The organism is Pseudomonas brassicacearum (assembly GCF_003732175.1).
In the GTDB taxonomy this organism is placed as follows: Bacteria; Pseudomonadota; Gammaproteobacteria; order Pseudomonadales; family Pseudomonadaceae; genus Aquipseudomonas; species Aquipseudomonas brassicacearum_G.
On sequence record NZ_MOBI01000033.1, the window covers coordinates 1 to 11,941 of the forward strand.

The following is an 11,941-nucleotide window of genomic DNA, read 5'->3' on the forward strand; positions in this document are numbered from 1 at the left end:
AGCAACATCAATTTAACGGGGAGTTGGTGTCCGGTTTAGTAGGGGCAAGTCCAATCTCGTCTTCAACAAGCCCAACAAATTACGCACAAACAAAAACGCCGCTCAAAGAGCGGCGTTTTTGCGTATGGAGCGCAAACGAGGCTCGCATCCGGCGTCCACACCATAGAATCCCCCTACCCTCTCACTCACCTCTTAATTCACAACCGACTGTTGGCGCCACACTCAAAATTCAGGCTCCCAGCGGCGGAACAGGACGCTGGCGTTAACCCCACCGAACCCGAACCCATTTGAGAGCGCGTGCGTTATCAGCGTCTTCCGGGACTTCAGACCGACCAGATCGAGCCCGACGGCCGCCTCATCGGGATGAACCAGATTCAACGTGGGGGGCACGACCTGGTCACGAAGCGCCAGTACGGTGAAGATGGCTTCAATGCCACCGGCCGCTCCCAGAAGATGCCCGGTGGCGGACTTGGTCGAGGTGATCGCAACGCCGGAGTCACTCCCGAACACCGAGCGAATCGCTGCCAGTTCGCCCTTGTCGCCGACCTGTGTGGAGGTCGCGTGCGCATTGATATGCTGCACGTCGGCAGGACTGACAACAGCCTGCCGCAATGCCTGCTCCATGGCGCGCCGTGCGCCGCTGCCGTCTTCCGGGCCTGCCGTCAGGTGATAGGCATCGGCGCTGGTGCCATAGCCGACCAGCTCCGCCAGGGGCTTGGCTCCACGCGCGAGAGCATGCTCCAGCGACTCGATTACTAGCAACCCGGCGCCTTCAGACATAACGAAGCCGTCACGATCGCGATCGAAGGGACGTGAGGCATTCTGCGGGTGCTCGGCAATGCCAGTGGATAGCGCGCGGGCCGCAGCAAAACACCCCAGAGTCACACGGTCTATCGCTGCTTCGGTACCGCCGCATATGGCGATGTCCGCCTCACCACTTCTGATGAGTCTGGCCGCATCGCCGATAGCCTGCACCCCTGCCGCACAGGCTGTTATGGGCGCGCCGAGCGGCCCTTTGAAACCGTGCCGAATGGAAACGTGCCCGGCCGCCATGTTGGCGAGAAATGACGGCGCAGTGAATGGCGACAACCTGCGAGGACCACGCGCATCGGTGGTACGTACAGCGTCGGCAATCGCGCCAAAACCACCTACGCCCGATGCAATGATCGTGGCGGTACGCTCCTGGTCTGCTACATCAGTCGGATGCCAGCCTGCCTGCTCCAGAGCTTCGTGCGCTGCCACCAATGCGAACTCGATGAAGCGATCCATCTTCTTGCGATCCTTGGCCGAGATGATGCGCTCCGGGTCATAACCCGCGATGGCATCATCTTCTAGAGACGGCACCTGGCCGCCTACTGCAACGCCCGTACCCTCAGTAATATTGTCGGGCAGGTTACGGATGCCAGAACGCCCAGCCAGCAGTCTCTTCCAGACTTCTTCTACTCCGCACCCCAGAGGCCCGACAATTCCGACGCCCGTGACTACGATCCGCTTTTGACCTTCGAGATTAATCATTGAACCCTCTTCTTTTCTCAGTCAGTGCCCACAAAAAGCAGCAAGCTATGGCCTATGGCTAAAGCTTTGTGGTCAGGTGAACGGCGAGAGGACGGGGCGGCGTCCTATCCTCCAGGTTTGCTTGCTTATTCGCCGTTTCAGTTTGACCCGCATTGTCAGGACGGATCTTGAACCAGATGGAGTACATCGCTGGCAGGAACACCAGTGTCATGATGGTTCCGACGAACGTGCCTCCGATCAGCGTGTAGGCCAGCGTCCCCCAGAAGACGGAGTGTGTCAGGGGGATGAACGCCAGGATTGCCGCCAGCGCTGTCAGCAGTACCGGGCGGGCACGTTGCACCGTAGCTTCGACCACCGCGTGAAACGGATCCAGCCCGTCTTGCGCGTTGTGATGGATTTGCCCAATCAGAATCAACGTATTGCGCATCAGAATGCCCGAAAGGGCGATTAGACCGACCAGAGCGTTGATACCAAAAGGCTGCTGGAAGATTAGCAATGTCGGCACCACGCCAATCAATCCCAGAGGCGCGGTGAGGAACACCATGATCATCGCCGAGATCGAACGCACCTGCACAATGATGATCAGCAGCGTCATGGCAATCATGATCGGGAACAGCGGCAACATCGCTTTACCGGCCTTGCCCGACTCCTCGATTGCACCCGCCTGCTCGATCCGATACCCGTCAGGCAGCTTGTCGATAACCGGTTGCAGCTCCTTAATGATCACGCTCGAGACGTCCGGTGGCTGCAGGCCTTCGGCAATGTCGCCACGCACGGTGATGGTCGGCGTGCGGTCGCGACGCCGAAGGATCGGATCCTCCATACGCACATCGACCTCCCCTACCTGGGACAACGGAATACGCTGACCCGCCGCGCCTACCAGCGTGAAGCCTTCTATCCTGGCGGGATCGAGCCGGATATCACCCGCTGCGCGACCGACCACCTGCACCGAACGAATGTCCTCGCGCACTGCGGTGATCGGTACTCCGGCCAGCAGGAACTGCAGTTGCTGCGCGACTGAGTTTGACGTCAACCCCACCGCCTCCAAGCGATCCTGATCCAGAGCGAAATGCAGCGTCGGCGTCAGCGGCCCCCAGTCAGCGTTGACGGTTCTCATCATCGGGTTCGACTGCATCACGTCCTGTACCTGGCCCGCGATCTCGCGCAATTTTGACGGATCAGGCCCCATCACCCGATAGGCAACAGGGAACGGCGAATACGGACCAAACACAAGCTGAGTCACCCTGACACGCGCTTCTGGGGCAAGTCCCTCAGCAGCGGCCTCGCGAATACGGAACTTGAGGGCCTCGCGCTCCTCCTGGCTGCCCGTCAGCACCACAATCTTCGCGAACGACGGATCAGGTAGTTCCGGCGCCATCGCCAGATAGAAACGTGGCGCGCCTTGCCCGATATAGGCCGTGACAATTTTTGACTCATCCTGCTTTTGCAGCCAGGCCTCTATCTTGGCGGTGGTGGCGCTGGTCTGTTCAATGGAGGTTCCATAAGGCATTTGCACTTCAATCAATACCTCTGGACGGTCCGAGGTAGGGAAGAACTGCTTCTTGACCAGGCTCATGCCGAGAATCGCCACAACAAACGTAGCGATAACAGTACCGGCCACCAGCCATTTGCGAGCGATGACGCGCGTCAAAACCTGGCGGAAGCGGTTGTAATTTCGGGTGTTGTAGATGGCCGCGTGCCCCCCCTCGACCTTCTTGATGTTCGGTAACATCTTCACACCCAGATACGGGGTAAAAGCTACCGCAACCACCCAGGAGGCAATCAGGGCAATGCCCACGATCCAGAACATGTTGCTGGTGTACTCGCCGGCTGTCGATTGGGCGAAGCCGTTAGGCATAAAGCCGATAGCCGTCACCAGCGTACCGGAAAGCATCGGTGCGGCCGTATGACTCCAGGCATACGCGGAAGCTTTGATGCGGTCGTAACCCTCTTCCATTTTCACCACCATCATTTCGATAGCAATGATGGCGTCGTCCACCAGCAGTCCAAGCGCCAGGATCAACGAGCCGAGGGTAATACGGTCAAAGTTCTTTCCAGTGGCCGCCATAACCACAAACACCACGGCCAACGTCAACGGCACAGCCGCAGCGACCACGACGCCTACACGCCAACCCATGCTGAGAAAGCAGACAAGCATCACCACAAGCAGCGCGACGAAAAATTTGACCATGAACTCGCCGACGGCCGAACTGATATTTACAGATTGATCGGTGACCTTGGAGAGCGTCATGCCCAACGGCATGCCTTCATTGATCTTGACCGTCTCCGCGTCCAACGCCTTGCCGAGGTCGAGACCGTTCCAGCCCTCACGCATCACGATCCCCAGCAACAAGGCCTCTTCACCGTTATTACGCACGAGAAAGGTTGCCGGATCTTCATAACCACGTTCGATCGTCGCCACGTCAGAGAGTTTGAGCGTGCGCCCCTGAACCGCAATGGGTGTGTCACGAATCTTCTGCACCTTGTCGAAGGCGCCATCCAGCCGGAGGAAGACTTGTGGCCCGTCGCTTTCGATCGAACCGGCAGGCGTGAGCACGTTCTGATTGTTCAGCGCGGCAAAGATGTCCTGAGGCGATACGCCCAAGGTGGCCAGCCGATCATGAGAAAAGGAAACAAAGATACGTTCGGGTTGCTCCCCAATAATGTTGACCTTCTTCACGCCCGGCACATGCAACAGTTGTTGGCGCAACGACTCTGCATCACGCACCAACAGTCGCTGCGGCTCGCCTTTGGCTTTCAGGGCGAACAGTGCAAATGTCACGTCCGAAAACTCGTCGTTGACCATTGGCCCAATGACACCCGCCGGCAGCTTCCTGGCCTCATCGTCGAGCTTTTTACGCGCCTGATAGAACTCCTCCTGCACTTGCGAGGGCGGCGTGCTATCGCGCAGTGACACCATCGTGAAAGCGAGGCCAGGACGGGTGTAGGTTTCCGTGCGGTCGTACCATTTCAGTTCTTGCAGGCGTTTTTCAAGTGGCTCTGCTACCTGATCCTGCATCTCCTGCGCCGTAGCGCCCGGCCACGCGGTAATGACCGTCAACTGCTTGACCGTAAACGGAGGATCCTCCGCACGCCCCAGTTGGAAGAACGACAGAATGCCCGCAACGGCGATCAGGAAGATCAGAAACACCGTGATAGAGCGCTCGCGAACTGCGATCGCTGAAAGATTGAAGCGCCCCTCGCTCATGGATGACTCCCGGCAACCTTGACGTCACCCGGTTGAGCCAGTCTTACCTCCTCACCATCGCGCAGCAGATGTGCGCCTAACGCTACAATCTGCTCGCCGACCTTGAGATCACCTACGACTCGTGCTGCATCGTCGCTCAAGCCCAGGACCTGAACAGATCGCCAAGTCACTTTCGCAGGTGTACCGGCGATGACCCACACGCCAGTGCCTTTGCCCGGATCATAAACAGCAGCGATCGGTACTTGCAGCACCAGCCCTTGCGCGGTGCCTTCAGCGATCCGAAGTGTAACGGTCGAACCTAGCGGCGCATTGGCCAGCGCGCCCTCAAGCACATACCTCGCCTCAAAGGTGCGCGTCATACGGTCGGCCGAGTCAGAAAGCAGCCTCAGCTTCGCGGTAACAGCACCCGTGGTGTTGCCATAAAGCGTCGCCTGCGCAGTGGATCCTGCTGTGGGGCGTAGCGTCTCGGGCAGATGCACGATGGCTTCGCGCTGCCCCGCCCGCGCCAGTCGAACCACGGGCTGCCCCGGACTGACGACTTGCCCGGGCTCGGCGAGCGTCTCCACCACAACGCCGTCTGAATCCGCAAACAGTACCGCATAACCAGAAGCATTACGGGCAACGTCAGCCTGCGCTTCAGCAGCGCTGAGCTGCGCCTTTGCGGTATCAGCCGCTGCTTTGATCTGGTCGTAGGCCGATGCAGAAATAGCGCCTGCGGCGACCAGGTCGCGATATCGAGCCTCGTCATCCGCTGTCTGCTTGGCTCGGGCCCGAGCGGCTATGACCGACTCTTGCTGTGCTCGCGCCTGCAACCCCAGGTCGATGGGGTCGAGGCGCATGAGCGGCTGACCACGTTTAACGGTCTGACCGGTGTCAACCAGACGCTCAAGTATCTTGCCTGATACCCGGAAGCCCAGGTCGCCCTGAACGCGGGCAGCCACGACGCCAGTGAAAGAACGTGAGACGTCGGGCGAACCCTGAACCGCAGAGGACCTCACAAGAGGGGCATGCGTGCGTGGATCTTCAACGGAGGATGAAGCGCCACACGCCGCCAGGACTAGAGGCAACAAGCAAGCGGCAATGGGGACAGGTCGAAGCCGGCGCATAGGTTCCCTTACTTAAACAAATAGGACAGGCGTCATATTCTCAATCTTGTGACCATTACTGTCAATGGTCACAAATTATGAAGCATCAAGCTCCTCAACCTCAGAGCTAGAATCGCCGTATATGCTGAGCCTATTTCGAACTTAGCGCAAAGAACGTCGATTGACAGGAAGTGACCATAACGTAACATGGTCACAAACATCCTCAATTGAAGGAACCTCAATGCCTCCCCTCCGCCCCGTTGCTCTCTTGGTGAGTGCCAGCTTGATGACAGGTTGCGCGGTCGGTCCGGACTATCACCGTCCGGACGCCCCGCTTTCGGACCGTTACCTGGGTCAGTCTTCTGTCGAACAGAGGCCTGGGGCGACGCCGGCCAGCCTTGTAGCCTGGTGGGAAGGCTTTGGTGATCCACTGCTAGCCGACTTCGTATCCAAGGCACTTGAGCAGAACCTGGATCTGGCGCAGGCGTCAGCGCGAGCCACTCAGGCACGGGCAGGACTAGGCGCCGCAAATGCCGCTTTACTGCCCTCGGGAAACATCAGCGGCCAGGCCGCGCGTTCTTACCAGTCAATCGAGACCCCACTCGGCCAGGTGTTGAACTCAACACCTGGCTATGATCGGTACGGAAGTTCCTACGAGGTCAACCTCGATGCTAGCTGGGAGGTGGACATCTTTGGTGGCCTGAGACGCGGACGCGAGGCTGCACTGGCCGAGTACCAGGCTTGCGAGGCGGGCGTTGCTGCCACACGACTGGCCATCGCCGCGCAGACCGCCGATATCTACATCACTATCCGCGGATTGCAGACCCGGTTGGACATCGCGAACCGACAAGTCAAAACGCAGCAGGAGCTACTAGAGAAGGTCCAATTGCTCTACAGCAAGGGCCTCGCCGCCAACGATCAGGTTCGCCAGACCGAGGGGGCGCTATCGCAGGTCCAAGCGACAGTGCCGGCCCTGCAGACCGGCCTGGATGCTGCCATGAATGCACTGGATGTAATGCTCGGCACGCCGCCAGGCACTCACCGCACGCAATTGGCAAATACGGGGAGCATTCCTCTTGCGCCGCAGATAAAGGCCACGGGAACGCCGGCCGATCTGCTGCGCCGCAGGCCAGATCTCATCGTGGCTGAGCGCCGCCTTGCGGCCTCCAATGCACGTATCGGGGTGGCGATTGCTGAGTACTACCCGAAATTGTCCCTCAGCGCCTTGCTGGGTAGTGCCACGGCCGTATCCAGCGGCAATCTGTTCACCAGCGGCGCCAGCCAGTCAGCGGGCGTACTGGGTCTGCACTGGAGGCTCTTCGATTTTGGTCGCATAAACGCTCAAATCGACCAAGCCAAGGGACAGGAAGCCGAAGCCCTGGCCGTTTACCGCCAGTCCGTCTTGCGCGCCACCGAAGATGTCGAGAACGCTTTCTCCGCACTAGTGAATCGGGAAGCCCAAGCAACCACCCTCACCGGGGGGGAGGCGTCTCTGACAGGGGCTCGCCAATCGTCGTTCATTGCCTATCAGAAAGGTACGACCAGCCTGATCGATGTCCTCCATGCCGACGAGACGATGCTGCAGGCTTCCGACGCTCGAGCGCAAGCACGAACGGAATCGGCACGGGCGGCGGTCGCAGCATTCAAGGCGCTCGGTGGTGGCTGGCAACCACCTGAAGCCCAGCCTGTGGCGACCCGATGATTTAACCAGGTGACGTGGCACTTAATGCACGCACATCCCCCTCCTCTTTCAGCTACTACCCAACCCGAGAGCGGGCTTCGCTCAGCGACTGACGACCATTGGTCTCAGGCCGTTCTGTTGCGACGCGGTCAGCCGCCAATTGCTCAATAGAAACGAACTGGAGAACAGCGAAATGAAATCGAACGAGAATTCCTGGGTGCTCATCACAGGCGCATCAAGCGGATTTGGCGAGGAGTTTGCCCGGCAATACGCAGCGCAGGGAAAATCGCTCGTCCTGGTAGCACGAAGGCTGAGTAAACTCGAAGCACTATCGGCGGAGTTGCGCGAACGTTTCGGCATTGATGTGATCGTCGAACAAGTAGACCTGTCCTCAATCCTGGCGATCGTCGAACTGCACGAGCGGCTGAGCGAGCGCAATATAGTGATCGACGTGCTCATCAACAATGCGGGTCATGGATTGCAGGGGCCTTTCCTGGATCAGCCTCTGGGCCATTCCCTGACCATGATTGATCTGGATATCGCCAGTCTGACAGCCCTGACACGCCTATTCGCGGCAGACATGCGAGCCCGCAAGCGTGGACACATCCTGATGGTCGCAAGCTTGCTGTCCTTCCAGGGCGTGAAGAATTTCGCCGTTTACTCTGCCGCGAAAGCCTATGTTCTTCGCTTCTCTGATGCGCTTCATCGTGAATTGAAAAACGATGGTGTCGTCGTTACCGCACTTTGCCCGGGGATGTCGGACACCGGATTTGCAGAAAGCGCCAAGCAAAGGATCACGCCGGTTTTGAAAAGGGTGATGATGCAGCCCCAACCCGTCGTACGTGCAGGAATCCGTGCGCTGCAAGCCGGACGTATGAGTGTCGTGCCAGGTTTTGGCAACAAGGCCATCACTGTCTTGACCTGGGCCACGCCACGTCGGCTTCATCAGAGCCTTATGGCACAGGTAATGGGAGTCTGAGACGGGCGACAAAGATGCCCTTTCCCTGAAGGGGAATGCCAGAGATGTGTTCTAAAAGGCCGGGAGGCAACGCGTGCTCCCGACCGGACAGTTATCGCAGAACGGCACTCAATTAGAAACGGTAACTAACAGAAGTACCGAGCCCGCTCGCACTGTTCTTATATTTGGCACTGTATGCGCCTCTGGTCGCCGAGGCGTCGTTGACCTGCACGCTCTCTTCCCACAGATAGGAATAAGCAACATCGATCGTGACATTGTCCACCGGAGTCCAGCCACCACCGAAGCTGATAACCGTCCGGTCGCCCGTAGGAATGCGTGGTCCACGGTTGGTGTTGTTGGTGGGCGACTGATCAACCGACAAGCCTGCGCGAAGTACCCATCGGTTGTTCAGTTTATACGCCGTACCGATAGCGTGAGCCCACGTATCATGCCAGTTCTGTTCTTCGGTAATGGTGCCCAGCGAGCCGCTCAACAAAGGGGGTAAACCAGTGTTCTCGATGGTTAATTCTTTGAAGCGACTCCAGCGAGTCCAGGTACTCCCCAAGTATAGGGTCCAGTCATTACCAAGCTGATGAGTCACCGAGAAATCCACTGACTCCGGGGTATCCACATCCAGCGAAGCGTCATAACTGCGGCCGCTGACACCCAACACGCTAAAGATGCCATCAGTGACCTTGGTCTTGGCATCCAAGTGATAACTGACCTTGGAGTGGTAGGTCATGCCTAAACGTGTTCGGTCTGTAGCCTGCACCAGGATACCGGCGTTGAAACCGAGGGCCGTGTCATCGCCAGTACTTTTGAGTTTTCCGTCATTGCGACCCGGGCTGAGTGGATTGGGCACCATCCCCGACAGCTCACCAGTGATGCGGTTGATGGTCGGCCCGAACCCAATCGAAACTTTATCGTTAAAGGCATAGCTGATGGTGGGTTGGAACGTAAGGGTCGTGACCTCGCTTTTGTTGGCGTAGTAACGCCCGGCAAAACCACTGCCATAATCAGTCATCAGACCGAAAGGTACATAAAAGCCCACGCCAAACGCCCAATGCTCATCGATGGGTTTGACGTAGTAACCCATAGGCACTGTGGTGGTTGGCACCATGTCGCCGTCTTCCTGGCCCCCGAATGTACTGCGGGTTTGGCTTATGTCGGACTTAGCAAAAAGAGTCGCGGCCCCCACGCTGACCTGCTCCCTTTTCAAACGAGACATGCCCGCGGGATTACCGAAGACCGTGCTCGCGTCTTCAGCGGAGGAAGAGCGACCAGCAAACCCGGATCCCATCCCGCTGATGCTTTGTTCATTAAGAGCGAAGCCGCTTGCAAAAGCGTTTGAGGACGCGAGCACGACAGCGAGGCCAAATGGGCTCTTGAGCAATATTGTTTTCATTGTTTGAACTCTATGGGTATCACTGAGATGAAACAGTAGAAGCGACGCATCACCATATTTGTTCATGTGACCAATCCAGTCAATAGTCACCATGCAGATAAATAAAATGCCCTTCGACAGCTGGAAGAAGGGCAAAGTGAAAAGCCGTCCTGGTGATCTGGCGCTTACTCGGGTATGCCGTAAACCTTTAATGTCAAGGCATGAGACTACGCAAAATGAGGTTGGAGGTGAGCGTGGGCGCCTCCTCGACGAAATCGAGGTTGTACTGTAGCAGCAAAGGGTTGACGAATGGCCGCAGCGCGAGATGTATCGCTTCTACTGTCTCGTCCAGCGGAGTCTTGCGTTCAAATTCGCCAATCTCTCGCCCCTCTCGCACGATTTGCAACACGAAGCGTTTGATCTTTGCGTCATAAGCCTGCGAACTGGGCCAGCTTTCCGACGCCGCGAACGCTGCAATGTCATAGAGTTTTCGGTCGTTAAAGAACAGATTCACACCTGTGGCGATCACAGTTTTGACCAAACGTCGAAAGCGCTCCGTCGGCGACAGGTCTTCTACATTGATAGCCTGCTCTACAGCCGCGACGATTTCTGCCAGACAATTTGCGCAGATGGCTTCACCGATCGCCTGCTTGGAATCAAAAAATTTGTAGATGTAGGCCTTGGAAAAACCGATGGCCTTAGCCAGGTCGGAAACTGTGGTTTTGCCGTAGCCGTATTGACTGAAGTGTTCGTTGGCCGCCGCGACAATCTGGTCTCGAATGTCGTGATCGGCTGGGCCACGGGGGCTGGGCGAAGATGCAGATATTGATGGCTGATTCATGAGAACAGCTTACTCACCCTATCGAGGACTGACAACTTGTGACCGATAAGATATATAGTCACAAATCGACCATTTTGAATGACTTTCCCGAGCGATCACAAACTTCAGCCGATCAGACGTGAAACGGGCTCAGGCCGCTCGACCGTCGCTCGTTTATAGGCATGCGAATTCAGCGGGAAAGGAACGACGTTGCCTGGTCATCAGACACCTCTATCTGACGAGCATTCTCGCCTAAATGGGTGTCCGGAATCATTGGACCACTACAGTTCGCTCTGCTCACTAGACTCGCAAAAGCTACGCTTGAGGATTGCCCAATGCTGTTGTCCAGCTCCAGGGCGCTTTGCAAGACGCGTAAATGGCGAGGGAATTGAGGAATTCATGACTGACCGCGAGCAACTCCATCGAGATGGCTATGCGCTGCTCCGTCGAGCGATCCCGGCTGAATGGCTGGGTGACCTTCGTGCCGTGTTCGATGCGGGCGTGAAACCGGCGGACCAATGGCCAGTGCCGCGCGGCATGGATTGGCGCCATTCGCTGCTGGACGCTGATTCGAAGATTCAGGCTGTGTGTCGCCTGCCGGAGGTGCTGGCGGTGGTGGGTGAGTTGATCGGAGAACGGTTCTTCCTCTCGCAGGTGGAAGGCCGCGAGCCCCTTGCAGGTGGCGGTCATCAGCAGCTGCACCGCGACTTGTCGGCCCAACGGCCAGGCGACATTGTGAACGTCCTGGCGTACTTCGACGATTATGGTCCCGAGAACGGCGCGACACGTATCGTCCCCGGCAGCCATCGCCCTGGGCAGGGAGAGCCGCCATTCGACTTCAGTGACGAGTCCCGGTCCGTGCAGCTTTCAGGCTCCGCGGGTGACATCCTGGTGTTTGATGTCGATTTAGTGCATGCGGGCAGTCTGAATTTAATCGGCGCACGCCGTCGCTCCATTCTGATTAGCTATTTTTCGGAGCCTCTATACGCGTCACACCTGGAAACAGTGAGCCTGCGAAGTATTCGGATGGACACTACCGATCGGTTCGATCCTTCGGATTTTGCCTTCGGGGCTATATAGCCTGACCAGGCTGAGTCGACTGTTGGATGTTCGCTCACCCAAAGCGTCCCCAATAAAAGCATTTTCAGAAAGAAGCAAAGCTAAAACACCAGTCAGCAATATATTTCAGTTGGGTAACATTTCTACTGCATAGCAATAAGCGGGACATATTCCAGCAAAGGACTCAGGGCACTCTATGCAGGCCGCCTCATAAGGAATCCAGCGTGCAGG

8 protein-coding genes are annotated in these 11,941 nt (G+C 57.5%); 3 read left to right on the plus strand and 5 right to left on the minus strand.

Translation table 11 applies throughout. The features are described from left to right. Positions 1 to 222: 222 nt before the first annotated feature. From fabF to BK658_RS27380, 3 genes are read right to left on the minus strand one after another with little or no spacing between them, the layout of a single operon-like run. Positions 223 to 1,515, minus strand: coding sequence for a beta-ketoacyl-ACP synthase II (gene fabF / locus BK658_RS27370; RefSeq protein WP_123585022.1), 1,293 nt, complete (start codon positions 1,513 to 1,515; stop codon positions 223 to 225). A gap of 58 nt (positions 1,516 to 1,573) precedes the next feature. Continuing rightward, a complete protein-coding gene (locus BK658_RS27375; protein WP_123585023.1) occupies positions 1,574 to 4,723 on the minus strand; it encodes an efflux RND transporter permease subunit in 3,150 nt (1,049 codons plus the stop codon). After that, positions 4,720 to 5,829 carry an efflux RND transporter periplasmic adaptor subunit gene (locus BK658_RS27380; protein WP_123585024.1) on the minus strand — a complete coding sequence of 370 codons (1,110 nt, stop codon included), beginning with the start codon at positions 5,827 to 5,829 and terminating at the stop codon, positions 4,720 to 4,722. The genes BK658_RS27375 and BK658_RS27380 overlap by 4 nt, the downstream gene beginning before the upstream one ends. 220 nt (positions 5,830 to 6,049) lie before the next feature. Between BK658_RS27380 and BK658_RS27385 the strand changes: the two genes are divergently transcribed. After that, on the plus strand, positions 6,050 to 7,510 hold the full coding sequence (locus tag BK658_RS27385; protein ID WP_123585025.1) for an efflux transporter outer membrane subunit: 1,461 nt from the start codon (positions 6,050 to 6,052) through the stop codon (positions 7,508 to 7,510). Positions 7,511 to 7,682: 172 nt separating this feature from the next. Next, positions 7,683 to 8,468: an SDR family NAD(P)-dependent oxidoreductase gene (locus tag BK658_RS27390; protein WP_123585026.1), complete on the plus strand. Its 786-nt coding sequence runs from the start codon at positions 7,683 to 7,685 to the stop codon at positions 8,466 to 8,468. A 112-nt stretch (positions 8,469 to 8,580) separates the two neighbouring features. Here BK658_RS27390 and BK658_RS27395 read toward each other — a convergent pair whose 3' ends face one another. Beyond that, positions 8,581 to 9,852 (minus strand): OmpP1/FadL family transporter, encoded by a 1,272-nt coding sequence (locus tag BK658_RS27395; RefSeq protein ID WP_123585027.1) that lies wholly within the window; start codon positions 9,850 to 9,852, stop codon positions 8,581 to 8,583. A gap of 193 nt (positions 9,853 to 10,045) precedes the next feature. After that, positions 10,046 to 10,672 carry a TetR/AcrR family transcriptional regulator gene (locus BK658_RS27400; RefSeq protein ID WP_123585028.1) on the minus strand — a complete coding sequence of 209 codons (627 nt, stop codon included), beginning with the start codon at positions 10,670 to 10,672 and terminating at the stop codon, positions 10,046 to 10,048. A 378-nt stretch (positions 10,673 to 11,050) separates the two neighbouring features. Between BK658_RS27400 and BK658_RS27405 the strand changes: the two genes are divergently transcribed. Further along, the gene (locus BK658_RS27405; protein WP_123585029.1) at positions 11,051 to 11,731 is read left to right on the plus strand and encodes a phytanoyl-CoA dioxygenase family protein; all 681 of its coding nucleotides are present in this window, start codon (positions 11,051 to 11,053) and stop codon (positions 11,729 to 11,731) included. Positions 11,732 to 11,941: the final 210 nt, after the last annotated feature.